Annotated in this window: 23 protein-coding genes; 12 read left to right on the top strand and 11 right to left on the bottom strand. The window is 69.6% G+C overall.

All coding sequences use genetic code 11. The features are described from left to right. Nucleotides 1-34 precede the first annotated feature (34 nt). From ACQPWU_RS40420 to ACQPWU_RS40435, 4 genes are all read left to right on the top strand, one after another. On the top strand, nt 35-580 hold the full coding sequence (locus tag ACQPWU_RS40420; protein WP_433430955.1) for a cupin domain-containing protein: 546 nt from the start codon (nt 35-37) through the stop codon (nt 578-580). Between the two features lie 99 nt (nt 581-679). After that, nucleotides 680-832, top strand: a complete 153-nt coding sequence (locus tag ACQPWU_RS40425; protein ID WP_360695264.1) for a hypothetical protein — start codon at nt 680-682, stop codon at nt 830-832. 98 nt (nt 833-930) lie between these two features. After that, nucleotides 931-1,803, top strand: coding sequence for a UTP--glucose-1-phosphate uridylyltransferase (locus ACQPWU_RS40430; RefSeq protein ID WP_433430956.1), 873 nt, complete (start codon nt 931-933; stop codon nt 1,801-1,803). Between the two features lie 61 nt (nt 1,804-1,864). Beyond that, a complete protein-coding gene (locus ACQPWU_RS40435) occupies nt 1,865-3,403 on the top strand; it encodes an aldehyde dehydrogenase family protein (protein WP_433430957.1) in 1,539 nt (512 codons plus the stop codon). Nucleotides 3,404-3,471: 68 nt separating this feature from the next. Here the strand turns inward: ACQPWU_RS40435 and glnII are convergent, their stop codons facing one another. The 4 genes from glnII to ACQPWU_RS40455 form a co-directional block, all read right to left on the bottom strand. After that, nucleotides 3,472-4,491 (bottom strand): glutamine synthetase, encoded by a 1,020-nt coding sequence (gene glnII / locus ACQPWU_RS40440; protein WP_433430958.1) that lies wholly within the window; start codon nt 4,489-4,491, stop codon nt 3,472-3,474. Between the two features lie 201 nt (nt 4,492-4,692). Further along, nucleotides 4,693-5,787 (bottom strand): NAD(P)/FAD-dependent oxidoreductase, encoded by a 1,095-nt coding sequence (locus ACQPWU_RS40445; RefSeq protein WP_433430959.1) that lies wholly within the window; start codon nt 5,785-5,787, stop codon nt 4,693-4,695. Between the two features lie 26 nt (nt 5,788-5,813). Further along, nucleotides 5,814-8,795: an AAA family ATPase gene (locus ACQPWU_RS40450; RefSeq protein WP_433430960.1), complete on the bottom strand. Its 2,982-nt coding sequence runs from the start codon at nt 8,793-8,795 to the stop codon at nt 5,814-5,816. A 10-nt stretch (nt 8,796-8,805) separates the two neighbouring features. After that, a complete protein-coding gene (locus ACQPWU_RS40455) occupies nt 8,806-9,486 on the bottom strand; it encodes a hypothetical protein (protein WP_433430961.1) in 681 nt (226 codons plus the stop codon). Nucleotides 9,487-9,759: 273 nt separating this feature from the next. Between ACQPWU_RS40455 and ACQPWU_RS40460 the strand changes: the two genes are divergently transcribed. Next, nucleotides 9,760-10,095 carry a carboxymuconolactone decarboxylase family protein gene (locus ACQPWU_RS40460; RefSeq protein WP_433430962.1) on the top strand — a complete coding sequence of 112 codons (336 nt, stop codon included), beginning with the start codon at nt 9,760-9,762 and terminating at the stop codon, nt 10,093-10,095. On the opposite strand, the gene ACQPWU_RS40465 is transcribed toward ACQPWU_RS40460, so the two are convergent. Beyond that, nucleotides 10,055-11,209, bottom strand: coding sequence for a PQQ-dependent sugar dehydrogenase (locus ACQPWU_RS40465; RefSeq protein WP_433430963.1), 1,155 nt, complete (start codon nt 11,207-11,209; stop codon nt 10,055-10,057). The two genes, ACQPWU_RS40460 and ACQPWU_RS40465, sit on opposite strands and share 41 nt — an antisense overlap. A 34-nt stretch (nt 11,210-11,243) precedes the next feature. Here ACQPWU_RS40465 and ACQPWU_RS40470 point away from each other — a divergent pair, with 34 nt between their 5' ends. Next, nucleotides 11,244-11,993: an SDR family NAD(P)-dependent oxidoreductase gene (locus ACQPWU_RS40470; RefSeq protein ID WP_433430964.1), complete on the top strand. Its 750-nt coding sequence runs from the start codon at nt 11,244-11,246 to the stop codon at nt 11,991-11,993. A gap of 127 nt (nt 11,994-12,120) precedes the next feature. Here ACQPWU_RS40470 and ACQPWU_RS40475 read toward each other — a convergent pair whose 3' ends face one another. Then, nucleotides 12,121-13,329 (bottom strand): ABC transporter ATP-binding protein, encoded by a 1,209-nt coding sequence (locus ACQPWU_RS40475; RefSeq protein ID WP_433430965.1) that lies wholly within the window; start codon nt 13,327-13,329, stop codon nt 12,121-12,123. A gap of 180 nt (nt 13,330-13,509) precedes the next feature. Between ACQPWU_RS40475 and ACQPWU_RS40480 the strand changes: the two genes are divergently transcribed. After that, nucleotides 13,510-14,568 (top strand): LacI family DNA-binding transcriptional regulator, encoded by a 1,059-nt coding sequence (locus tag ACQPWU_RS40480; RefSeq protein ID WP_433430966.1) that lies wholly within the window; start codon nt 13,510-13,512, stop codon nt 14,566-14,568. A gap of 1 nt (nt 14,569) precedes the next feature. Here ACQPWU_RS40480 and ACQPWU_RS40485 read toward each other — a convergent pair whose 3' ends face one another. The 3 genes from ACQPWU_RS40485 to ACQPWU_RS40495 form a co-directional block, all read right to left on the bottom strand. Next, nucleotides 14,570-15,709 carry a hypothetical protein gene (locus tag ACQPWU_RS40485; RefSeq protein ID WP_433430967.1) on the bottom strand — a complete coding sequence of 380 codons (1,140 nt, stop codon included), beginning with the start codon at nt 15,707-15,709 and terminating at the stop codon, nt 14,570-14,572. A 68-nt stretch (nt 15,710-15,777) separates the two neighbouring features. Then, entirely contained in the window at nt 15,778-16,560 is a 783-nt protein-coding gene (locus ACQPWU_RS40490; protein ID WP_433430968.1) for an SDR family oxidoreductase, read from the bottom strand. Between the two features lie 97 nt (nt 16,561-16,657). Beyond that, complete coding sequence (locus ACQPWU_RS40495) at nt 16,658-17,143, bottom strand: glutathione peroxidase (protein WP_433430969.1); 486 nt, start codon at nt 17,141-17,143, stop codon at nt 16,658-16,660. Nucleotides 17,144-17,586: 443 nt separating this feature from the next. Between ACQPWU_RS40495 and ACQPWU_RS40500 the strand changes: the two genes are divergently transcribed. Then, complete coding sequence (locus ACQPWU_RS40500) at nt 17,587-18,048, top strand: lytic transglycosylase domain-containing protein (RefSeq protein ID WP_433430970.1); 462 nt, start codon at nt 17,587-17,589, stop codon at nt 18,046-18,048. 159 nt (nt 18,049-18,207) lie between these two features. Beyond that, nucleotides 18,208-18,777, top strand: a complete 570-nt coding sequence (locus tag ACQPWU_RS40505) for a methyltransferase family protein (protein WP_433430971.1) — start codon at nt 18,208-18,210, stop codon at nt 18,775-18,777. Nucleotides 18,778-18,796: 19 nt separating this feature from the next. Here the strand turns inward: ACQPWU_RS40505 and ACQPWU_RS40510 are convergent, their stop codons facing one another. After that, nucleotides 18,797-20,290: an MFS transporter gene (locus ACQPWU_RS40510; protein ID WP_433430972.1), complete on the bottom strand. Its 1,494-nt coding sequence runs from the start codon at nt 20,288-20,290 to the stop codon at nt 18,797-18,799. Between the two features lie 211 nt (nt 20,291-20,501). Here ACQPWU_RS40510 and ACQPWU_RS40515 point away from each other — a divergent pair, with 211 nt between their 5' ends. Beyond that, entirely contained in the window at nt 20,502-20,873 is a 372-nt protein-coding gene (locus ACQPWU_RS40515; RefSeq protein ID WP_433430973.1) for a YciI family protein, read from the top strand. Then, nucleotides 20,870-22,099 carry an RNA polymerase sigma factor gene (locus ACQPWU_RS40520; RefSeq protein WP_433430974.1) on the top strand — a complete coding sequence of 410 codons (1,230 nt, stop codon included), beginning with the start codon at nt 20,870-20,872 and terminating at the stop codon, nt 22,097-22,099. The genes ACQPWU_RS40515 and ACQPWU_RS40520 overlap by 4 nt, the downstream gene beginning before the upstream one ends. On the opposite strand, the gene ACQPWU_RS40525 is transcribed toward ACQPWU_RS40520, so the two are convergent. Then, complete coding sequence (locus tag ACQPWU_RS40525) at nt 22,096-22,743, bottom strand: TetR/AcrR family transcriptional regulator (RefSeq protein ID WP_433430975.1); 648 nt, start codon at nt 22,741-22,743, stop codon at nt 22,096-22,098. The two genes, ACQPWU_RS40520 and ACQPWU_RS40525, sit on opposite strands and share 4 nt — an antisense overlap. Before the next feature lie 86 nt (nt 22,744-22,829). Here ACQPWU_RS40525 and ACQPWU_RS40530 point away from each other — a divergent pair, with 86 nt between their 5' ends. Further along, complete coding sequence (locus tag ACQPWU_RS40530; protein WP_433430976.1) at nt 22,830-23,942, top strand: ferritin-like domain-containing protein; 1,113 nt, start codon at nt 22,830-22,832, stop codon at nt 23,940-23,942. Nucleotides 23,943-23,944: the final 2 nt, after the last annotated feature.

A 23,944-nucleotide genomic window follows, 5' to 3' on the forward strand; every position in this document is an offset into this window, starting at 1 on the left:
CCTTGCCCTGATTTATTGGCATAAACTGTGCCAAGTGGAGCTCTGCACCTACCCCGACGGCCCGTCCATCGAAGTGCCCGACGAGGCAGCGGCCCTCACCAGCCCGCTCGACGGGCAACTCGTCCTGGACGGCAACCGCTTCCTGCGCAGGGACGTCAAGGGCGCCCCTGTGGCGTTCGTCGAGCGCCCGCCCGTCGCCGAGGCCCTCGACCTGCTCCCCCACCCCGAAGGCGGCTGGTTCAGGGAGACGTGGAAGACGGCCGTGACCTTCCAGCCGGACGGGTACCCGGGGCCACGGGCCACCGCCACCGGCATCTACTTCCTGCTGCAGCCGGGCGAGGAGTCCGTGCCCCACATGGTCAGGTCGGACGAGGTCTGGCTGTGGCACCGAGGCGGCCCGCTGAGCCTGACGATCGGCGACACCACGATCACGCTGGGACCGCACGTGGAGGACGGCCAGGTCCCCCAGGCGGTCGTGCCCGGCGGCGTGTGGCAGTCGGCCCGCCCGGCCTCCGGCGAGCCGGTGCTGGTGAGCTGCATCGTGTCACCGGGCTTCGACTACGCCGACTTCACGGCATAGGGCCGGTCGGCGACGTCGCGAACTCATCGGAATAGGGCGCGGGGGGATGCTGTTCACGCCGGCAAGTTCAGATTCGAACTTCTGGCGAAGGGATCCATCATGGAAATCGCCTTCATGCTCGTCATGAGCGTCATCGTCGGCAGCCTTCTCACCGGCGCGGTGGCCGCCGCTGTGCTGAGCGGCATCAGGGACCGCCAGTGGCCGGTGCTCCGGCGGCGGCGCGTCGTCTACCGCGGCTTCGTGCCCCGCTGACCACTCCCGCCGAAGCCCCTGACCGGTCGCCGGAAAACGGCTGAGGTAACGTCGGCTCTCTCCTCGCACGATCAAGCCGCTCGATCAAGGAGAGACGCATGGTCCACAAAGCCGTCATCCCGGTGGCCGGTCTGGGCACGCGGCTGCTGCCGCTGACCAGGGCGCTGCCCAAGGAGATGCTGCCGATCGGCGACAAGCCCGTCATCGAGCACACCATCCGCGAGCTCGTGGATTCCGGCATCGACGAGATCACCATCGTCACCTCGCCCCGCAAGGACCTCATCCAGCGGCACTTCGCCCCCGACGCCGACCTCGAGCTCCAGCTCCGCGCCGCCGGCAAGGACGGCCTGGCCGACGCGGTCGCGGAGCTGTCGTCGCTGGCCCACATCACGTACCTGTACCAGAACGGCCCGTACGGCAACGGCACCCCGATCCTCAACGCCGCCCGCGTCATCGGCGACGAGCCGTTCATGGTGCTGTGGGCCGACGACGTGTTCGTGGCCGAGGTGCCCAGGGCCAAGCAGCTCAAGGCCGCGTACGAGGCTACCCGGGCGCCCGTGCTGGCCCTGATGCCGATGGCGGTCGAGGACGCGTCGCGGTACGGCGTGCCGATCGTCAAGGAGGACGTCGGCGGCGGCCGCCTGCTGATCTCCGGGCTGGTGGAGAAGCCGTCCCCCGAGCAGGCGCCCTCGCGCTACGCCGCCATCGGCGGGTACGTCGTCACCCCGGGCGTCGTCGAGGAGCTCCAGGAGCAGACGCGCAGGTGGCACCAGAACCCGCAGGGCGAGATCTACCTCACCGACGCGCTGCACAGGCACGCCGCGAACCACCCGGTCTACGGCCAGGTCATCGACGGCACCTGGTACGACACGGGTTCGCCGCTCAACTACCTCAAGGCCCAGTTCGCCGCCGCGCTGGCGCATCCAAGGTTCGGGCCGGAGCTGCGCGAACTCGCTCTGGAGAGCGGCTGACGCCTTGGGATTTTTCCGGCGAGATGATTGTCTGAGCGAAGGAACTATGAGGAGGGCACCGGTGAGCCGTCAAATCGTTTCCATAGTGGGTGGCAAAGAGGCGGAGGCCGTCGCCACGTACGAGTCGGCCAACCCCGCGCGCATCAGCGAGGTGGTGGCCCACGTCGGCCTGGCCGACGCCGGCACGTTCGCCGCCGCCTGCCGCACGGCCAAGGAGGCCCAGCGCGAGTGGGCCAAGGTGCCCGCCCCCGTGCGCGGACGGGTGATCGCCTCCATCGGGCGGCTGGTCGAGGCCAACGCCGAACGACTGGCCCACCTGGTGACCGAGGAGATCGGCAAGCCGTACGCCGAGGCCCTGGGCGAGGTGCGGGAGATCGTGGACACGTGCGACTTCTTCCTCGGCGAGGGCCGCAGGTTGTACGGGCAGACGGTCCCGTCGGAGATGCCGGACAAGAACCTGTTCACGTTCCGGAACCCCGTCGGCGTGGCGGCGGTCGTCACCGCGGGCAACTTCCCTGTCGCCGTCCCCTCGTGGTACCTCGTCCCGGCGCTGCTCTGCGGCAACGCCGTCGTCTGGAAGCCCGCCGAGTACGCCGCCGCCTCGGCGCACGCCATGTTCCAGCTCTTCGTGGCCGCCGGGCTGCCCGACGGCGTGCTGAACATCGTCTTCGCCGACGGCGCCGAGACGTTCAAGGGCCTGGACCAGGCCCTCGACGAGGGCAGCGTGCAGAAGGTCGGGTTCACCGGCTCCAGCGAGGTGGGCAGGAAGATCGGCGAGCTGACCGGGCGGCACCTGCAGTCGGCCTGTCTGGAGCTGGGCGGCAAGAACCCGATGGTGATCATGCCGGACGCCGACCTCGACCTGGCCGTCGAGGGCGCGCTGTTCTCCGGCTTCGGCACGGCCGGCCAGCGCTGCACGAGCCTGGGCACGGTGATCGTGCACGAGAGCGTGCACGACGAGTTCGTCGAGCGGTTCGCGCGGGCCGTGCGCGAGTCGAGGATCGGCCACCCCGAAGAGGACGTGCTGGCGGGTCCGCTGCTCGACCAGAAGTTCGCCGACCGGTACGAGGAGTTCCTGACCTGGATCCAGCCCCACCACAAGGTCGTGTCAGGAAATATCGGGAAAATCACTAAGGACAACCCGCACCGAGACTTCGACGGCGAGCAGGGCCTCTACTACCACCCGGTCGTCGTGGACGGCGTCCAGCCCACCGACCGCCTGTTCCTGGAGGAGACGTTCGGCCCGATCGTCGGCGTGACCACGTTCGGCACCCTCGACGAGGCCATCGAGCTGGCCAACCTGCCCGGCTACGGCCTGTCGAGCTCCATCTACACCACCGACCCGCAGCACGCCTTCCGCTTCCGCGAGGGCATCTCGGCGGGCATGGTCAGCGTCAACAACTCCACCTCGGGCGCCGAGGCCCACCTGCCGTTCGGCGGCAACGGCAAGTCCGGCAACGGCAGCCGCCAGTCTGGCATGTGGGTGCTCGACCAGTTCACCCGCTGGCAGGCGATGAACTGGGATCATTCGGGCCGTCTGCAGAAAGCCCAGATGGATGTCGCCGAAATCGCGCCGGATCTGGACTTCCGCCTGCCATAATCATCTCGTCTCGATGCAAGAACGGGCCCCTCGGCGACGAGGGGCCCGTTCGTTTCTCAGAGCGAGGGTCAGACCTGGCCGGCCTTCTCCAGAGCCGCGCAGCAGGTGCTCACCAGCAGGCGGGTGACCACGTACGGGTCGACGTTGGCGTTCGGGCGGCGGTCCTCGATGTAGCCCTTCTTCTCCACCTCGACCTGCCACGGGATACGCACGGACGCGCCGCGGTTGGACACACCGTAGCTGTACTTGTTCCACGGGGCGGTCTCGTGGGCGCCGGTCAGGCGGCTCTCGACGCCCGCGCCGTACTGCGTGATGTGCTCCATCGGCTTGTCGCCCTCACCGAGCGCCTCGCAGGCGGTGATGATGGCGTCGTAGCCCTCGCGCATGGCCTTGGTCGAGAAGTTGGTGTGCGCGCCGGCGCCGTTCCAGTCGCCGCGGGCGGGCTTGGCGTCGAGGGTGGCCTCCACGCCGAACTCCTCGGCCGTGCGGTAGAGCAGCCAGCGGGCCACCCACAGGTGGTCGGCGACCTCGAGCGGGCCGGCCGGGCCAACCTGGAACTCCCACTGGCCGGGCATGACCTCGGCGTTGATGCCGGAGATCGCCAGACCGGCGGCGAGGCAGCGGTCGAGGTGGAGCTCGACGATGTCGCGGCCGAAGATGGCGTCGGCGCCGACGCCGCAGTAGTACGGGCCCTGCGGGGCGGGGAAGCCGCCCTCGGGGAAGCCGAGCGGGCGGCTGCCCTTGAAGAACGTGTACTCCTGCTCGATGCCGAACCAGGACTCCTGGTCGGCGTACTGCTCGGCGATCGGGCGGAGCAGGGCGCGGGTGTTGCTGGCGTGCGCGTCGCCGTTGATCTCCTCGACCTCGGAGAGGACGAGGACGTTGTCACCGCCGCGGATCGGGTCGGGGCAGACGAACACCGGACGGAGCACGCGGTCCGACGAGTGACCCTCGGCCTGGTTGGTGCTGGAGCCGTCGAAGCCCCAGACCGGCGGCTCGGCCCCGTCGGCGAGGATCTTCGTCTTCGAGCGCAGCAGAGCGGTCGGCTCGGTGCCGTCGATCCAGATGTACTCAGCCTTGTAGCTCACGGCGGTCCTTTTCTCGGGGTGTTACACAGCCACGCCGAGTCTTACGGACAGCCGTTTCCCGATTTTTGCCCATATGTGAACGCCGTGTTAAGTAGGCCAGGTCTGTGTTAACGCTGGTGCACCGTCCCGTGGCCTACCACGGTGAGCAGAATGCTCGGGCCGTTCGGTTCGCGGCTCTCGGACGAGGCGGGTGTGGCGTGGTTACGGCGCGAAGGGGGCGATCTCCTCCGGCGTCTTCCCCTCGAGGATCAGCACGGCCAGCGCGTCGCCGGTGAGCGGCGCCACCGTCAGCCCCGCCGCCCCGAACCCCGTCACCACGTGCAGCCCGGACACGCCCGGCAGCGTCCCGACGATCGGCAGCTCCCCCTCCGGGAGCGGCCGCAGCCCCACCCGGGTCTCGATGAGCGTCGCGTCGCCCAGCCCCGGAGCGATCCTCAGCGCGTCCGACAGGACCTGCCACTGCCCCTTGGCAGTGACGCGGGAGTCGAAGCCGCTGCCCGTCTCACGGGTCGCCCCGACCGCCACCCGCGAGTCGTCGAACCCCACCATGTAGTGGTGCGACAGCGGGTTCACCGACGGCCAGCCGCCGGTGTCCACCCCCTCGAGCCGGAGATGCGTGATCTGGCCGCGCTGCGGCTCGACCGGCACGCGGGTGCCGAGGGGCGTGAGGAGCTCGTTGGCCCAGGCGCCGGACGCCACCACGACGTCGTCGCCCGCCAGCACGTCGGCGTCCACCTGGACGCGCAGGTCGGGAAGCAGGCGGGCCCGGCCGTGCACGATGACCGCGCCGTGGTGGATCGCGCCCTGGAGCAGCGCGTCGCGCATGGTGCGCCCGTCCACCCGGGCGCCGCCCGAGACGAACACACCCTCCAGGTCGGGGGCCAGCACGGGGATCAACGCACGTACGTCATCGACGCGCTGGACGTCCCCCATTATCCCTCCGGCCGTGCGGGCGCGCGCCTCGACGCGGGCCTGGGCCTCGGCGAGCCGGTCCGGATCCGCGCTGACCAGCAGAGCGCCGGTGCGGCGGTGGTCGGTACGGTGGACGCCGGCCTCGGCCAGCAGCTCGATGACGCGCGGGTAGTAGGCCGCGCCCGCCGCGTACAGGTCGTAGAAGGGTCCTTCGATGGTGGAGGCCCACGGCGCGATGATGCCCGCGCTGGCGGCCGTGGCCTGCCCGGCGAGCCCCGAGTCGACGACCGTGACGGCCGCGCCGCGGCGGGCCAGCGCGAACGCGGTGCTCGCACCGGCTATCCCGCCGCCGACGACGATGACGTGGTGCTGTGACACTGACACCACACCATTCTGTCAGGGCCGTTCTGTCAGGTACGTCCCTCCGTTCCGTTGCCGTCGTAGCCGAGCAGCCGCATGGCCGTGTCGGGGTCCATCGCCGCGGCCAGGAGCTGGGCACGGGCGTGGGCCTGGTCGCGTTCGCGCTCGGCCTTGGTCTGCGCGGCGCGTACGCCCTTGATCGCGACCAGCGCGAGCCCGGCACCCACGATCACCGCGACGACCACGACGAACAGCAGGAGCAGCAGCCCGGGCGAGGCCACGGCCGAGGCCGCCGAGCTCATGCCGCCGCCGCCCGCGACCGTGCCCGTCACCGCGAGCGCCGCGATGATGGACAGCGCCACCAGCCCCAGCAGGCTCGCGACGACCAGCCAGACCCGGCCCGCGCCCCGGGGCCTCACGGGAGGCGGGGCGGGAGACGTGGTGGGCGTCCCCACCATGACGGGTACCTTCGGGGGCGGAGACGCCGCCGCCCACGGCACGAACTCGGGCCGGTCGGCCGGCTCGGCGTGCCCGTCGTGGACGGCAGGGGTGGCGGCCGCCACGGGAACGACGGGCGACGACCGGATCACCGGAGGCGGCGTCGTCGTCAGCTGGACGGCGTTCACGCCGGGACCGCCGTAGGAGACCGGCTGCAGCTCGATCGGCTCCTCCGCCGGCCCGGGGAGGTCCCGCTCGATGTGGCTGTGCTCCTTGTGCGCCCTGGCCGCGTCGTGGTGGTACTCCTCAAGCTCCTGGTAGAGCTCGTCGGAGGCGTAGATCGTGCCGTCGATGAGCGGACCGGGCTCCCCGCGGATGATCGCCACCACGTCGTCGCCGTTGAGCGTCTTGTGCGTCTCCAGCGCGTGTGCCACGCAGAGCACCTCCCTGCGGTGCTCCTGCAGCAGCTGCTCGGTCTTGTCCAGCAGCCGCACCAGGTTGAACTCGATCCGCTCCCCCAGCACGTCGGGGGTCAGGTCGGGGTCGCGCCTGGCCGGCTCCCTCTCGGTGATGCCGATGGAGCCGCCGGGGCGGGACTTGCGCATCGCCTTACCGCCCATGATCTCCAGCTCCTGGAGCGCGGGCAGCGAGGTGACGCCGGAGCCCATCCCCCAGTACGACTCCATCATGGCGGTCAGGTACGTGGCCGAGTACAGGTCGCCGGAGACGCCGGAGGAGTTGTCCTCGCCGAAGAACATCCGCTCGCCGGCCAGCGAGGCCAGGGAGACCATGATGTCGGCCTCGTGCTCGGACTTCCACCTGGTGAACTGGTCCTCGGGCTTGATCGAGGCGACCATGCCCAGGTAGTCGGCGCCCTTCTCGATGGTGGCGATGTCGATCTCGAGGTGGAAGCGCGTCACGTACGCCACGACGGCGTGACATGCCTCGTGAACGGCCACGGCGTGCCGCTCGCGCTCGATGTACTCGACGTCCTCGGGCGGGCCGAGCTGCTTGAGCCGCTTGGCCCGCAGCACGTCCGACCAGGTGATGATCTCGCGGCCGTCCCTGATGGCGGTGATCAGGGACTCGTTGACCAGGTCCTTGATCGTGGCGCCGGTGGCGTACGGGGTGATCGTGGCGAGCTTGTCGATCTGGTCTGGGGTCAGCTCGTGCCACACCTTGTCGAAATAGCCCTGGTACGTGCGCACCCGGCCCGCCTTGGACGGGTAGCCGACCTTGTAGATGCGGTCGATGCGGCCGGGCCGCAGCAGCGCCTCATCGAGAGCGTCGGGCCGGTTCGTGGCCATCATCACGAGGATGCGGTACTTGGGCGGCGGCTTGGGCCGCATGCCGAGCAGCCGCCGTACGAGCCGGTTGAAGAACCCGCGCGGTTTCTTGAGCCCGGACAGCTCGGTGAGCAGGGCCTGGAGCGTGCCGGGGTCGCCGCTGTTCATCATGCCGCCGCCCATGACGAAGCGGTTGCGCCGGCCCGGCTCCTCACCGGCGTCGCGAGCCCCGCGGAAGGCCAGCACCTGCCGGGTCTCCTCGGACAGGTAGTTGAGCCCGTGGCAGCCGTTGAAGCCCGACAACCCGGAGAAGCCGCCCTGCCCGGGCGGGCCCTGCTGCGCGAGCCGGCCGCGCTTGCCGAGGGAGTCGGCCTCGTCGAAGAAGACGATCACGCCGCCGTACCTGAGCGCCAGCTTGCGCAGCTTCCTGAACAGCGCCTTGACCTTCAGGATGCCGATGCCCATGAACATGTTCGTGAACGCGCCCGGATCCACGAACACGTACGGCTTGCCCGTCTCCCCGGCCACGGCCTCGGCCATGAGGGTCTTGCCGGTGCCCGGCGGCCCCCACAGCAGCAGGCCGCTGGGGACGTACCCGCCGCGCCGCTCGATCTCGTCGGGCCGCTCCAGGAAGACGATGTTCTCGCGGACGCGCTCGACCACGTGGTCCTGCCCCCACACGTCGTGGAAGCGGGTCTTGATGTCGTCGGGGAAGTACGTCTCCACGCCGCCCCTGGACAGGAACCAGAACAGCCCCACGAACTGGATGATGACCACGAAGAACAGGAAGACGATCTGGATCAGGAACGGCATCGCCTGCCAGAGCAGCGCGGGCGCCTGCATCACCGCCACGAACGGGCTGACGTCCAGCACCGCGCCCAGCACCAGCGCCGTCAGCACGACGAAGAAGGCGATCTTCAGCGCCCGCGAGAGGCGGTACCTCGTCCAGTCGTCGAAGCGGCGGTGCGTCCAGCGCTCGAAGCCGCCGAAGACCCGCTGGCTCCAGAAGCGGTGGTAGGCCGACCAGTGCTCGCTCACGAAGAAGTGCAGTTGCCGCACGACCTCCACGCCGAGCAGCCAGAAGATCCACTGATACGCCCGCGCGATGGCCTGCGCGGCCTCGGCGAGGGTGACGACGCCCTGGAAGTCGGCCATCACCTTCCACGTGAGGATGCAGTAGGCCAGCACCAGGACGATGAGGAATTTGCTCCGATCCCAGAGCTGCATTTTCTTTCTGGTCACGGCTTCGGGGTCGGAGGGCCCGCTGCCGGGGGCACGCAGCCCTTCATGGTGAATGGTCGTGGTCAATGGTGCTCCCTCATCCAGGCAGCCTGAGCAGCTTGAAGGTGCTCTCGATCTTGTCGAACTCGGCGGCGCGCTTGCTGAAGCAGACGGACTGGCAGCCGATGAGCATGACGGAGACCGTGGCGCCCTTCTCGTCGAGGATGGCGGTGTGGTCGAACGTCTGGACGTCGTTGCCGATCTGGTAGTTGAAGCGGACCCGGACTCCCCTGGCGCCGTTGTCCAGGGCCAGGACCTCGTCGTTGAGGAGCTCGAAGTTCTGGAACATCGGCGGCTGTCCCGCCGCCAAGGCCTGCTGCGCGTAGAGCTCGCGCACCTGATCCGTCACCGGCAGCACGAAGTCGCGCAGCCTGTTCAGCGAGATCGCGTCCCGCTGCTCTTCCGTGAGCTGGTGCACGGTGGCGTAGACGAACGGTTCCGTCGAGCCGAGCAGGTGGTTGACCGACGGTTCCGCGGACTGGTCGAAGGCCGTCGACCAGACCCGCTGGGCCCGGACCAGCGCCGCCGCCGAGTTCGGGTGGTCGCCGGACAGATACAGCTCGATCGGATCGGCGTTGAGCTGCGTGAACGAGGATGGCACCTTGAAGTAGGTGGTGCCGGCCCTGTCACGTACGTAGTGGAAATCGGGCTGTCCTGCGCACGCGGACAGCATCAGGATCGCGACCGTGACCGCGATCAAACCCCGTGCTTTTTTCACCAGGGCTTACCTCCGCTTTACGGACCAACGCAGTTGTTGTGCCCGCTTTCAGGCGGAATGAGCCCGACGTACGACTAAAAATCTTGACCAAATCTTGGCCGAGCATTGGCTTTACTTGTTACAGATCAATTAACGGCTGCGCACAGGGGGCGTCACCCTCGCGCTCTACGAGGGGCGGGTCGTGCGCTTACAACGTTCATGCAACCCCCATTGGTTCAACTCAGGAAGTAGCGAAAGATATGAGGATCCCTTCCGACCGCCCCGGGAGCCACGATGACAGAGCCCGCGATGGAGACCGTCGATTCCTTCGGCATGATTGCGGAGCGGCAGTTCGCCGACGTGTGGTCGAGGCCGGCCCTGTCGGTGAGGGAACGTCTCCTGATCCTTCTCGGGCTGCTCGTCGGCCAGGGATTGCACGAGCAGACGGACGTCCAGCTCGACGCCGCGCTGCGTTCCGGCGAACTCACCGAGACCGAGCTGCGCGAGGTGGTCGTCTTCCTCACGCACTACGCGGGCTGGGCCCGGGGCAGCAAGCTGAACGACCAGGTCGAAGGGCTGATCGAGCGGGTCAACCAGGCTCGATCCGATAGAGACGGCCCTGCAGGCTGAGCGCGTACAGCTCGCCGTCGGGGCCCTCCCCGAACGACGAGAGCTGCTCCACCTTTCCGACCTCGGTCGCGTCCGGCAGCCGGTCCGCGGGCGCGGCCTTGATCCATCCGGCGCAGAAGTCGCCGTAGAGGAACCGGCCCCGCAGCCACGGGATCTTCTTGCCGCGGTAGACGTATCCGGCGATGACCGAGCAGTTGCCGCCCTCGTCCAGCGAGTAGACGATCGCCGGATCGACCATCTCGCGGCTCTTCGCGCCCCGGTGGCGGGCCTTGCCCTCACGGGCGTTCCAGCCGTAGTTCTCGCCGCCCCGCGATCCCGCCGGCTGGTGGTCGACCTCCTCCCACGCGTTCTGCCCGACGTCGCCGATCCACAGATCGCCGGTGTCGCGGTCGAAGCTGAACCGCCAGGGGTTGCGTAGCCCGTAAGCCCATATTTCCGGCTTCGCGCCCTCCTTGCCGGTGAACGGATTGTCCTCGGGCACCTTGTACGGCCGGCCGCCGCGCGGGTCGATGCGCAGGATCTTGCCGAGCCAGGTCTTCAGGCTCTGACCGTTGCCGTGCGGGTCGCCGGCGCTGCCGCCGTCACCGAGGGCGATGTAGAGGTGGCCGTCGGGGCCGAACGCGAGCTGACCGCCATTGTGGTTGGCGTACGGCTGGTCCTGGGTCAGCACGTCGCGCCTGCCCGTGGCCCGCGCGCCGTCGAAGGCCCACTCGGTGACGTGGGTGTCGCCCTGCGCGTCGGTCCAGTCGAGGTAGACCCAGCGGCCTGAGGGGTGGAAGGCCACACCGAGCAGGCCCTGCTCGTTGCCGCCGCTCACCTCTCGGGACAGGTCGATCACCGTGTCGCCGCCGGAGGTGCGCAGCCTGCCGGTCTGCTCGGCGACGTACAGGCGGTCGTCGCCCTTGCGCACGGCGAACGCCACCGGCTGCTCCAGCCTGGCGATCTCCTCGAACCGCAGCTCGCCGCGCCCCGGCGGCTTCGTCTCCGCCGGCTCCCCCGTCACGGTGACGCTCGCCTCCGGGCTGTACGTGGCGGGCCGGCCGGGCGGGGGCCGCTCGCCGGCGCAGGCGGTGAGGGCCGCGAGGACGAGGAGCATGGCCGCGACGGGTCGCACGACGCCCATCCTCGCACGGCGTTAGGGTTCAGGCATGCCTACCGCATTGATCACCGGCGCCACCGCCGGCATCGGCGCCGCCTTCGCCCGGCGCCTGGCCGCCGACGGCTTCTCGCTCGTCCTGGTGTCCCGCGACGAGCACCGGCTCGCCGAGAGCGCCGACCAGCTCAAGCTCAGGTACGGGGTCGCCGCCGAGGTGCTGCCCGCCGACCTCGCCACCGAAGAGGGGCTGGCCAGGGTCGAGTCCAGGGTCGGCGACGGCGTCGACCTGCTGGTGAACAACGCCGGGTTCGGGCACGCGGACCGCTTCCCCGAGGTGCCTGTCGAGGACGAGGCGCGCATGCTCAAGGTGCACTGTGAGGCCGTGCTCAGGCTGACGCTGGCCGCGCTGCCCGGTATGAGGGAGCGCGACCGGGGCGGGATCATCAACGTGGCGTCCGTGGCGGCGTTCTTCACGCGGGGCACCTACAGCGCGTCCAAGGCGTGGGTGGTGAACTTCAGCGAGTCCGCCGCCAACGAGCTGGGGAACCCGCGCATCAGGATCATGGCGCTCTGCCCCGGCTTCGTGCGGACCGAGTTCCACCAGCGGGCCTCGATGGACACCTCGGGGATCCCCGGGTTCCTGTGGCTGAAGGCCGACGACGTGGTCCGGGAGGCGATGCGCGACCTGGCGCTGGGCAAACGGGTGTCGGTGCCCGACCTGCGCTACAAGGCCATCGTCGCGATCGGCAAGTTCGTGCCGCGCAGCCTGCAATCTCGCGTGTCTGCGAGCATCGGCCGCTGAGCTGCGCAGGGCGGGCGGCCGAAGGAGGCACACAGAAGAACGGGCCCCCGCCGCGGGAGGGGGTCGCGGTGGGGGCCCTGGCGGCCGTGAGCTGGGCTCACGGCCGGGAACCAGGAGACGGTGACGTCTAGCGGTTGGCCTCGTGGCCGATCGCCAGGCCGCTGGTCGGGTCGAAGAAGTGCAGGTTGTGCGTGTCGACGACCAGGTCGATGCCCTGGCCGGGACGGACGTGGCTGCGGGCGTTGACGCGGGCGGTCCACAGGGACTTGTCGCCCACCAGCGGCAGCGCCGCCTCGTCGTCGTCGTTGTCCTGAGCGGCCGTGGTGTCGGCGTGCTCGACCGGCGGGGCGTCGATCAGGAACAGCACGTTGATCTCGGAGCCCAGCTCCTCGGTGACCTCCGCCTTGACCGGCAGCGTGGCCCAGCCGTTGGCGTGGTTGCCGGCGGAGGTGGCGTCCTCGAAGTCCGACGGGCGGATGCCGAGGATGATCTTCTTGCCGACGTACTGGTCGAGGCCGGGCTTGTCGGTGAAGGTCGAGTCGGGGATCGGCAGCTTGACGTCGGCGAAGGTGACGGCGGCGCCGCCGTCGCGGACGAGCTCGGCGGTGACGAAGTTCATCGAGGGCGAGCCCATGAACCCGGCCACGAACAGGTTGACCGGCTTGTCGAACAGGTTCTGCGGGGTGTCGACCTGCTGCAGCAGACCGTCGCGCAGCACGCAGACGCGGTCGCCGAGGGTCATGGCCTCGACCTGGTCGTGGGTGACGTACACGGTGGTGACGCCGAGGCGCTCGTGCAGGGTGTTGAGCGAGGCGCGCATGGAGACGCGGAGCTTGGCGTCGAGGTTGGACAGCGGCTCGTCCATGAGGAAGGCCTGCGGCTCACGCACGATGGCGCGGCCCATGGCGACACGCTGGCGCTGACCACCGGAGAGGGCGGCCGGCTTGCGCTTGAGGTACGTCTCCAGGCCGAGCATCTTGGCGGCCTCGTTGACCCGCTTCTGGATCTCCGGCTTGGGCATCTTGCGGAGCTTGAGGCCGAAGGCGAGGTTCTCCTCGACCGTCATGTGCGGGTAGAGCGCGTAGTTCTGGAAGACCATCGCGATGTCGCGGTCCTTGGGCGGCAGGTGGTTGACCACCTTGTCGCCGATGGCGATCTCGCCACCGCTGATGTCCTCGAGGCCCGCGATCATCCGGAGAGCGGTCGACTTACCGCAACCGGAAGGCCCGACGAGTACCATGAACTCGCCATCCTTGATCTCAAGGTTGAGCCCGTTCACGGCCTTTACGCCACCGGCGTAGACCTTGTCGACGTTCGTCAGAACGATGGATGCCATGACATTCCTTCGCGCTCCAGGGCGGGGAGGCCCGGACGTTGTTACCGTGACCCACTCACGTGGATACGTTTTCAAGCATCTCACCCGAAACGGACATCGGTGTCAAGGGTTACCGTGTGACCAGCCGTTGTCGATTGGTGAGTCTTCCGGTTTTCCGGAAACCATGATGGAATCGTTTCCATGGACAAGCGCGCGACCATAAAGGACGTGGCCGAGGCGGCGGGTGTGGGCGTCGCGACCGTGTCCCGGGTGCTGTCGGGCGGCTCGGCCAGCCCGGCGACCAGAGAGCGCGTCCTGGCCGTCGCCGCCCAGCTCGACTACCGTCCCAGCGCCCTGGGCCGTAACCTGCGTCAACGCCGCACGGGCGGCATGGGCCTGCTCGTCCCCGACCTGACCGACACCTTCTACGGCCAGCTGTCGGAGGGCGTGCTCGCCTGCGCCCGGTCGGCCGGCGAGCCCGTCGTGCTCGGCTCCACGGGCGGCGACCCGGAGCAGGAGGCCGACCTGATCGGCATGCTCCTGGAGCAGAGCGTGGACCGCCTGATAGCCGTGCCGTCAGGAGACGCGGAAACCTGGGCCCCCGCGATCCGCGCGGGCATGACGGTGGTCTTCGCCGACCGCCTCCCGGTCCAGTCGTCCCACGAGGACGTCAGGGCGGCGGCCGTCGCCGACCTCATGGCCCTCGATGGCCTCCCCCACGCCCCGCAGACACGCGCGCTGGACGTGCCCGCCGTGGTGGCGGACGACCGGGCCGGCATCCGCACGGCCGTACGCTACCTGCGCGGCCTGGGCCACAAGCGCATCGCGTTCCTCGGCGGGCCCGGCCACGACCGCCGGGTGGCCGCGTTCAGGGAGGCGGTGGGGGCGCCCGTGGACGAGGAGCTGGTCGTGTTCGGCACCGGCAGCCGCGACTCCGCCTACGCCGCCGCCTCGGGCCTCTTCCAGAGCCGCCCCGACCTGTCGGCCGTGGTCGCCGGGGGCAACGTGCTGGGGGAGGCGGCGGTGCTGGCTGCCAGGGAGCTGGACCTGAGGGTGCCAAGGGACGTGTCGCTGGTGATGTACGACGACGTCCCCTGGGCCGAGCTGTGTGCCCCGCCTCTGACGGTGATCGCGCAGCCGGGGAGGGACATGGGTTACCGGGCGGCGGAGCTCGTGCTGCGGGCGGGGACCAGGAAGCCGCGGAGCGTGGTCCTGCCGACGGAGCTCATCATCAGGGGCAGCTGCGGCCCCCACCGGTAGATCATGGGGCCGTCGCCCGGGTTCCGGTGTAGCGGCGCGGCAGGATCATGATCGGGTTGTCGTCGAGGACCACGTCCGGCGGGCCGAACCGCGCCGCCACCTCCCTGATCTCCGGGTCGTCGAGCATCAGCAGCCGCCCCTTCTCGATGAAGAGCTCCCCGTCCACCAGCATGGTCGGCCGATCGATCTGGCAGTCGCAGTGCGCGAACCCCGGGCCCGTCTTGACCGGCAGCCCGCCGGTCAGGCCGTCCAGGCCGCAGTAGAAGGCCCCCGCGTGCTTCTCCCGCTCGAACTGGGTCCCCCCGGACACCCGCACCTTCGGGTTCAGCCCGATCAGGGCGTGCCGCATGTAGTAGCCCTCGGGGGCGTACCGCCGTAGCTGCTCGGCCGCCGCTCCCCCTTCGATCTTGCGGACGAGGTTGCCCTCGAGGGTGACGCGCAGGGGCTCCTCGGGCACGCCGGTGACCGTGCAGTCCTCGATCATGATGACGCCCTCGGTGTCGTCCGGCCAGAAGTTGGCGCCGCCGTACGGGAAGGGCCGCCAGTCGCCGGGCCGCATCGCGCCGGGATCCGGGTCGAACGCCGGCCCCGAGAACGTCACGTCGGTCCCGCTCCCGGTCGTGACCCGGATCGCCTGGGCACCCGACAGCTGCCGCAGCGCGCGGCGCAGCAGCGCGTAGAAGACCTCGGCGGGCAGCCGCCCTCCGGTGATCAGCGCCCCGGCCGTGGCGGTCATGTGCAGGGACAGGAACCGGGTGGAACGCGACTTGATCTGGTCGAAGAAGAACGGCGCCGTGTGCACCTCACCCCACCAGGTGCCACTGATCACGACGTCGGCCTCATGGAACGCGGCGGCCTCGATCTGGAGCGACGCCTCCCTGTCCCAGCCCCCGGGGCTGAACGGCGGCACCGACAGGATCCGGACGTCGGCGTCCCTGAGCGCCGCCGCGGCCGCGATGGCCTGCACGACGACCGGGTCGACGGTGTGCTCCATGAGCAGCAGCACACGCTCGCCCGCCGCCAACCGCACGTACTCCAGCAGGTTCCGGACGCCGGGCATCAACTCCACGATCGAGTACGGCCCCGTGGCCGGCTCGGCGACGTAGCTGAACGGCGATCCTGCGTACGGATTGATCATCATCGCGCGCCCCCTGCGGGATGTCAGGCCAATGCCTGGATCGGTACCCATCACGCAGAGAAATCACACGATTACGGAACCCAGCGGCGGAACCCTCCCTCGGAGTTGATCACCTGCCCGGTGATCCAGGCCGCCTCGTCCGAGGCCAGCCAGCGGACCAGCCGGGCCACCTCCTCCGGCCGCCCCCAGCGCCCCGCCGGCAGGGCCCGGCCGACGTGCCGGGTGACCTCGGGGTCGGCCCAGCCGGTGTCGACCGGTCCCGGGTTGACGGTGTTGACCGTGATGCCCCGGTCCACGAGCGCGTCAGCCAGGGTGGCCGTCATCTGCTGGATCGCGCCCTTGCTGATCGCGTACGGCAGCTCGCCCGGCATCGGGGCCAGATGCTGACCGGAGGTGAACAGGATCACCCTGCCGCCCGGGCGCCGGTCGTCGTGCTGGGCCGCGAACGCCTGCGTCAGCAGCACGCCGGCCCGGGCGTTCACCGCCCACGACAGGTCCAGCTCGGCGGCCGTCACCTCCTCCAGCGACTGCTTGCAGCTGCGCGCGTGGTTGGCGACCAGCACGTCCACGTGCCCGAACCTGGCGACCGCCTGCTCCATCACCCACGCGGGCGCCGCCGGATCGGCGAAGTCGGCCTCGACGTGGTGCAGGTGCTCGCCGACGCCGCCCAGCGACTCCAGCACGCCTTCCATGCCCGCGGGATCGCTGCCCCACGGCTGCTCGGAGTCGTGCGGGGTCCACGACTGCACCAGCACTTCGGCGCCGGTCGCGAGCAGCTCCTGCGCGATGGCGTACCCGATGCCGATCCGCCTGCTCACCCCGGTTACGAGCGCGACCCTCGTCTCAGAAGTCATCCGGCCATCTTCGTAGATCGCCTGTTGGTGGCGGAAGGTCTCGCGAGTCGCCGCCCGGCGGAGAGGCACCGGGCGGCTCGAAACTACGTGGAAACCCTCAGAGCAGCTTCTCGATGGCCGAGGTGATCGACGGGTCGTCCGGGGCCGTGCGGGGGCGGAAGCGCGCCACGGCCTTGCCCTCCCGGTCCACGAGGAACTTCTCGAAGTTCCACTGGACGTCGCCCGTCTCGCCCTGCTCGTCGGGGGTCTGCGTCAGCTCGGTGTAGAGCGGGTGCCGGTCCGGGCCGTTGACGTCGGCCTTCTCCAGCAGCGGGAAGTCCACTCCGTACGTGGCCGAGCAGAACTCCTGGATCTCCTCCGCCGTGCCCGGCTCCTGCCCGGCGAACTGGTTGCACGGCATGCCGATCACCGTGAAGCCGCGCGGGCCGTACTGCTCCTGAAGCTGGACCAGCGCGCCGTACTGCGGGGTGAGGCCGCATCGCGAGGCCACGTTGACGACGAGCACGGCCTTGCCGGGCGCCAGTTCCCCGAGGGTGGTGGGGGTGTCGTCGAGGGTGCGGAGCTGGATGTCACTGAGGCTCATGCATCGACCTTACAGAAGCGGCCGTAACATGCGGCCCGCCGGTGGCTGTGGTCGGTCACCAGCAGGTAGCCGAGCCGGGTGGGGCCGGTACCCGCCCTGCGCCCTCGGGCAAACCCCATACTTTGTCGCGCCTTTCGGCAAGCGAGCCCCAGGCGTCGGGCGGGGCGGGCAAGGGCGGGGCAGCGAGAGGGCTTTTTGTGCGCAACGATCATGCAAACACCTCTCCACCGCGTGTCGAGATGTATGACCCACGGTGACCGCACGTAATAGGAATCGTGCTAGAGGACACGTCGCGGTGCCCTCCGGGCCGTCCAGCGCGATCGGGCGGTACAAGGATTCCCGGAGGGCCGCGCGGACCCTCCGCGTCCGAGCCACGGACGCGGACCGGCATGGGCGCCATATGAATGGGCCTGTCCGCACGCGACCCTATGGCTAGGATCGAATTGGACAGCAAACGCGCCCTCAGCGGCACAATCATCTTCGTCACCACGTTCACCGCGATCAACGCGGTCGACACCCCGGCAGCCGAGGCCGAGCGCCCGCCCGCGGTCAGGACCAAGACGTGGACGACATCGGCGAAGCCCCGGATCCCGGCGGCCATGCCGGACACGAACAAGAGGATCGCTCTGGGCCAGGTGGTCCAGCGATCGTGGAACCTTCAGGAGTTCCGCTGCCTGGACAACCTGTGGACCAGGGAGAGCAACTGGAACCACCGGGCATTCAACCGCTCATCCGGTGCGTACGGCATCCCGCAGGCGCTGCCCGGGGGCAAGATGCGAGGCGCCGGCAGCGACTGGAAGTCCAACCCGGAGACGCAGATCCGGTGGGGACTCGCCTACATCAAGGGGAGGTACGGCAGGCCTTGTGGCGCCTGGGGACATTGGAGATCACACAACTGGTACTGAGCGCAACAAACGGAGGGCAACCGGGGCCCACGCCCGCCGGTTGCCCTCCCTACTCCCCCGGACATCCCTGACGCCGACCGGTTGAGCAGCACGCCCGCCACGGATTCGTCATGGTCGAGGGGTTGACGACGACCCGGAGCCCCAGGCGAGGATGGCGCTGTGCCGATCACCAACTGGCTCGCCATCGCCGGCCTCCTCCTCTGGCTGGGATATGAGATCGTGCTCCGCCGCCGTACCGACACCGACGCCGCGAGTTCGAGCGGCGGCGACACCGATCGGGGCAGCACCCTGCTGCTGGTCGCCGCGTACACCCTGGCCATCGTGCTGATCATCGTTCTGGGTCTGGCGGGAGTGGGACGTCTGCCCGTCGGCGCGCGCTGGATAGGCGTCGCGATGATGGCCGCCGGACTCGGGCTGCGCGCCTGGGGCATGACCACGCTCGGCACGTACTACACCCGCACCCTGCACGTGACCGGCGACCAGCAGGTGGTCACCGCCGGGCCGTACCGGCTGATCCGCCACCCCGGGTACGCCGGGAGCCTGCTGGTCTGGACGGGCTACTGCGTGGGCAGCGGCAACTGGATCGCCCTCCTGGTCGTCGCCGCACTGATGCTCGCCGCGTACGGCTGGCGGATCCGCTCGGAGGAGCGGCTGCTGATCGACGCCTTCGGCGACGAGTACACCGCCTACCAGCGCCGCACCGCCCGGCTTCTCCCGTTCGTGTACTGATGGGCGGCCCGTCAGGGCTCTATGAGCGAGTCGCCTCGTAGTCGGGGAGCGCGGCCGGGATGGTTCGGGTTGCCGGCCGCATGGTCAGGACCAGTACGGCCAGCCCGGCGAAGATGACCGCGGCGACGACGGCGGTGACGTGCAGACTGGCGGTGAACGCCTCCCGCGCGGTGTGCAGCAGTTCCGCGCCCTGGCCGGCGGGCAGGTGCCGGCTGGCGGCGACCGCGCCGGCGAGCGAGTCGGACGTGCCGTCCATCCGGCTGCGGTAGACCACCGCGGCCACCACGCCGAGCAGCGCGAAGCCGAGCGAACCGCCGAAGTAGTTACCGGTCTCCGACATCGACGCCGCCGAGCCGGCGCGCTCCGGCGGCACGGACCCGACGACCAGCCCGGTGCCCAGCGCGAACAGCGGGCCGGTGCCCAGCGCCAGTACGGCGATGCCGATCATCACCAGCGGCAGGGCGCCCGCACCGTCGACGCCGACCAGCAGCAGGCTGCCCAGCGCCGACCCCGCCAGCCCGCCGGCGATCGCGGTCGTCTGCTTCATCCGCCGGGCCAGCGCCGGCGCGGCCATGGTGCCGACCGCCACGCCCAGGCCCATTGGTGCGAACAGCACCGCCGACGCGACCGGTGAGAAGCCCAGCACGCTCTGCAGGTACTGGGTCACCAGCAGGCCCGTACCGGCCATGGCGATGCCTGCGAAGACCAGCCCGATGAGTACGGCCGTGAACGGGCGGTTGCGGAACAGCCGCAGGTCCAGCAGCGGCGTCCGCAGCCGCAGTTGCCGGCGTACGAACAGCGATCCGATGGCTGCGCCGACGACGAGGGCCACCGCCGGCACGACCGGCATGCTCTCGACGGTCAGCTGCTTGATGCCGTAGACCATCGACAGCACCGCCACGAGCGACAGCCCGACGCTGGCCAGGTCCAGCCGGCCGGCCTGGTCGCTGCGGAACTCCGGCAGCAGGAACGGTCCGGCGAGCAGCAGCAACGCCATCGCCGGCACGGCGACCAGGAACACCGATCCCCACCAGAAGTGCTGGAGCAGGGATCCGGCGAGTACGGGCCCGAGCGCGCCGCCGGTGAACTGGCAGGTCGCCCAGATCGCGATGGCCTGCCCGCGCTGCCGTTCGTCGCGGAACATGTTGGTGATCAAGGCGAGTGTGGACGGTGCCAGGGTCGCGCCGGCGACGCCCAGCAGCGCACGCGCGACGATCAGCATCAGCGGGCTGACCGCGAAGGCGGCCACGACCGACAGCACCGCGAACGCCGCTCCGCCGATCATCAGCAGCCGGCGGCGGCCGATTCGATCGCCGAGCGTGCCCATTGTGATGACCAGGCCGGCCACCATGAATCCGTAGCCGTCACTGATCCACAGCTGCTGGACGTTGGTGGCCCCCAGGTCGGCGCTCAGCCGTGGGAGCGCGAGGAGCAGCGCCGTCATGTCCATCGCGACGAGCAAAGTCGGCAGCATGAGGACGCCCAGTCCCAGCCATGCCCGGTTGACTCGCATATCCGAAACTTCCTGTTCTCTCGACGTTTCGCCGGTTGGTCGGAGCCGTCGGGAACTTCTTGACATCGGTTCGGACGGAAATCTCAAGCGTCTGCCACGGGCGAAAAGACTCGTGCGAACGTTCGGGCGGGGGATGTCAAGACGACGGCGGCGGCTCCGACCAACCGGTGGAAGGGCCCCGCCGGGGCTCGCGAACCACGAGGAGCACGAGATGAAGTTCCTGATCAGCCTGCACGTCAACCCGGCCGTGCTGGACGCGCTGACCGACGAGGAGAAGGCGGCGATCGGCGACGGCCACGCCAAGTTCATCGAGACGCTGAAGGAGTCCGGCGAGCTGATCACCACGCAGGCGCTGGTCGACCCGTCACAGGCCGCCGTGGTGTCCGTACGCAACGGCCAGCCGGTGGTGACCGACGGCCCTTTCCTGGAGGCGAAGGAGTATCTGGGCGGCTTCTACCTGATCGACTGCGAGGACAAGGAGCGGGCGATCGAGCTCGCAGCGCAGATCCCGGACACCGCGATCGAGGGGCTGGGGGTCGAGGTGCGGCAGGTGATGTTCGCTGACGGACAATTGGAGGCATGACAGCATCAGTCATCGAGGACCTGCTGCGTGAGCTCACGCCGCAGGTCCTCGGCACGTTGGTACGCCGGCACGGACAGTTCGAAGGGTGCGAGGACGCCGTACAGGAGGCCGTCCTCGCCGCCACCGTGCAGTGGCCGGCCGAGGGAGTGCCGGACAACCCGCGCGGCTGGCTGGTGACTGTCGCGTCCCGACGGCTCATCGACCAGATGCGCAGCGACCATGCGCGCCGCGAGCGGGAGTCGGCCACGGCCACCGAGGTCGTGCCTGAGGACGTACCGGACACCGACGACACGCTCGTCCTGCTGTTCCTGTGCTGCCATCCGACGCTGACCGCGGCCTCCCAGACCGCCCTGACGCTGCGCGCGGTCGGCGGCCTGACCACTGCCGAGATCGCCCGCGCGTTCCTGGTGCCGGAGGCCACGATGGCGGCCAGGATCAGCCGGGCCAAGCAGCGCATCAAGGCCGCCGGCAGCTCGTTCAGCCTGCCGGGCGGCGCGGAGCGAGAGGAGCGGCTGCGGGTCGTCCTGCACGTGCTCTACCTGATCTTCAACGAGGGCTACACCGCCTCCTCGGGCAGCGAGTTGCACCGCGCCGACCTCGCGCACGAGGCGATCCGGCTGGCCAGGATGGTGCACGCGCAGCTGCCCGAGGACGGCGAGGTGGCCGGGCTGCTCGCGCTGATGCTGCTGACCCACGCCCGCCGGGAGGCACGGACGACGGCGGCCGGCGACCTGGTGCCGCTGGACGAGCAGGACCGTGAGAAGTGGGACCACGCGCTGATCGACGAGGGCACAGAGCTGGTCAAGACGTCGCTGGCCGGCCCGGCGCTGGGGCCCTACCAACTGCAGGCCGCCATCGCCGCCACGCACGCCGACGCGGCCACGGCCAAGGAGACCAACTGGCCGCAGGTGCACGCGCTCTACCTGATCCTGGAACGGATCGCGCCCAACCCGATGGTCACCCTCAACCGGGCGATCGCGCTCGCCGAGACCGAGGGCCCGCAGGCCGGGCTGGCCCTGCTGGCCACGCTGGACAGCGATGAGCGGATGGCCGGGCATCACCGGCTGCTGTCCGTACGGGCGCATCTGCTGGAGAAGACCGGCGACACCGCCGGGGCGTACGAGCACTACCGGCGCGCCGCGAAGTCCACCGCCAGCATCGCCGAGCAACGCTACCTGGAGTCCCGGGCCGGCCGCGTCATCAACCTGTCAGGACAGAACGGCTAGCGCGTGCCCTCGCGGCGCCCCGCGTGCACCGCGATCGCCTGGATCAGCAGCTCCAGCCCGAACTCGAACTCCGCCTCGTGGTCGCACTGGTCCAGCAGCGGCGCCAGCGAGCTGACCTCGGGGAACAGCGCCGGATCGACACTCTCGGCCTTGACCATGCGGTTGTGGAGTGGCGCGAACGTGGGCGTCACCCCGACCTCCCGCAGCAGCGAGCCCACGACGTACGCGATGAAGATCCGCAACATCCGCACCGCGTCCGCCCCGTCGAACCCGGCGCTGCGCAGCGTCGCCAGCGCCCGCTCGACCGGCAGCAGCCCGGCCGTGGAGTGGAGCTGGCGACTGACCACGAGCATGGTCGAGCGAGGGTGGTCGTGCGCGATCTGCCGGAACGCCCGCGCCTGCATGCGCACCCGATCGGTCCAGTGGGCGTCGGGGGCGTCGGTGAACTCGATCTCGCTCAGCACCGCCTCGGCCACCCCGTTGAGCAGGGCGTCCTTGTTGGGCACGTGGTTGTAGAGGGACATCACGCCGACGCCGAGCTCGGCCGCTATGCGCCGCATGGAGACCGCGTCGGCGCCCTCGCGCTCGATGAGGTCGATGGCCGCCGCGACGATGCGGCCCCGCGACAGTGGCTCCGTGGGCATAGCTCATTCTATTGACTCACGTACGGCGTACGTGCAAGTCTCGCAACGTGGACGTACGGTGTACGTAAGCCCCCCTCGGAGGTCCGATGTCGACGCACGATCTCTACACCATCCCCACAGAGCTCTCCACCTGGGACGTCGAAATGTCCGGCGCGAGCCGGTTCACCTGGGAGTACGACGACGGCAGGGATCGAATGTTGTCGTTGTACCAGAAGGGCAAGGACAAGCAGTGGGACTCGACCAAGCGCATTGACTGGGACCTCGAGGTCGATCCGTACAACGTCCTCGGCATCCCCGACCAGACCATCGCCATCTACGGCACCCCGCTCTGGGAGCGGATGAGCGAGAAGACCCGTAACGACGTACGCCTGCACGGCGCGGCGTGGCAGTTCTCCCAGTTCCTGCACGGCGAGCAGGGCGCGATGATCTGCTCGGCCAAGATCGTGGAGTCGGTCCCGGATCTCGACTCGAAGTTCTACGCGGCCACGCAGACGATGGACGAGGCCCGCCACGCCGAGACGTACGCGCGCTTCCTCCAGGAGAAGGTGGGCCTGGCGTACCCGATCAACGAGCACCTCAAGGCCCTGCTGGACAGCACGCTGAGCGACTCGCGCTGGGACATGCCCTATCTCGGCATGCAGGTGTTGATCGAAGGGCTGGCGCTGGCGGCGTTCGGGGTGATGCGCGACATCACGACCAAGCCGCTGCCCAAGCAGATCCTCGCGTACGTGATGCAGGACGAGGCCAGGCACGTGGCCTTCGGCCGGATGGCGCTGCGCGACTACTACCGGAACCTGTCGGAGACCGAGCTGCGCGAGCGCGAGGACTTCGTCATCGAGGGCTGCTACCTCATGCGCGACCGGCTGCGCGGCCGCGAGACGTGGGAGAACCTGGGCCTGTCGAAGTCCGAGGTCGAGGAGGCCATGGAGGCCACGGACCAGTCGGACTACCTGAAGCTGTTCAGGTCGCTGCTGTTCAGCCGGATCGTGCCGTGCGTCAAGGACATCGGGCTGTGGAGCCCGCGGTTGCAGCAGGCGTACGCGGAGATGGGCGTGCTGGAGATGGCCGGCCAGTCTCTGGAGGCACTGATGCGACAGGACGAGGAGATCGCCGACAAGCTCGACGAGGAGCGGTTCGCGCAGGAGGAGGCCGAGCGGCACGCCGAAGTGGCGGAGACCATCGAGCTCGGCGGGTCCTGAAT

The sequence above is a fragment of the Nonomuraea sp. CA-141351 genome, from assembly GCF_050944675.1.
Taxonomy (GTDB): Bacteria; Actinomycetota; Actinomycetes; order Streptosporangiales; family Streptosporangiaceae; genus Nonomuraea.

Bases quoted from the DNA above. Each gene is read 5' to 3' on its own strand.
- ACQPWU_RS40425 (WP_360695264.1), top strand. From the start codon at position 680: ATGGAAATCGCCTTCATGCTCGTCATGAGCGTCATCGTCGGCAGCCTT.
- ACQPWU_RS40430 (WP_433430956.1), top strand. From the start codon at position 931: ATGGTCCACAAAGCCGTCATCCCGGTGGCCGGTCTGGGCACGCGGCTG.
- ACQPWU_RS40460 (WP_433430962.1), top strand. From the start codon at position 9,760: ATGACAGAGCCCGCGATGGAGACCGTCGATTCCTTCGGCATGATTGCG.
- ACQPWU_RS40470 (WP_433430964.1), top strand. From the start codon at position 11,244: ATGCCTACCGCATTGATCACCGGCGCCACCGCCGGCATCGGCGCCGCC.
- ACQPWU_RS40475 (WP_433430965.1), bottom strand. From the start codon at position 13,329: ATGGCATCCATCGTTCTGACGAACGTCGACAAGGTCTACGCCGGTGGC.
- ACQPWU_RS40480 (WP_433430966.1), top strand. From the start codon at position 13,510: ATGGACAAGCGCGCGACCATAAAGGACGTGGCCGAGGCGGCGGGTGTG.
- ACQPWU_RS40485 (WP_433430967.1), bottom strand. From the start codon at position 15,709: ATGATGATCAATCCGTACGCAGGATCGCCGTTCAGCTACGTCGCCGAG.
- ACQPWU_RS40490 (WP_433430968.1), bottom strand. From the start codon at position 16,560: ATGACTTCTGAGACGAGGGTCGCGCTCGTAACCGGGGTGAGCAGGCGG.
- ACQPWU_RS40495 (WP_433430969.1), bottom strand. From the start codon at position 17,143: ATGAGCCTCAGTGACATCCAGCTCCGCACCCTCGACGACACCCCCACC.
- ACQPWU_RS40510 (WP_433430972.1), bottom strand. From the start codon at position 20,290: ATGCGAGTCAACCGGGCATGGCTGGGACTGGGCGTCCTCATGCTGCCG.
- ACQPWU_RS40515 (WP_433430973.1), top strand. From the start codon at position 20,502: ATGAAGTTCCTGATCAGCCTGCACGTCAACCCGGCCGTGCTGGACGCG.
- ACQPWU_RS40520 (WP_433430974.1), top strand. From the start codon at position 20,870: ATGACAGCATCAGTCATCGAGGACCTGCTGCGTGAGCTCACGCCGCAG.
- ACQPWU_RS40525 (WP_433430975.1), bottom strand. From the start codon at position 22,743: ATGCCCACGGAGCCACTGTCGCGGGGCCGCATCGTCGCGGCGGCCATC.
- ACQPWU_RS40530 (WP_433430976.1), top strand. From the start codon at position 22,830: ATGTCGACGCACGATCTCTACACCATCCCCACAGAGCTCTCCACCTGG.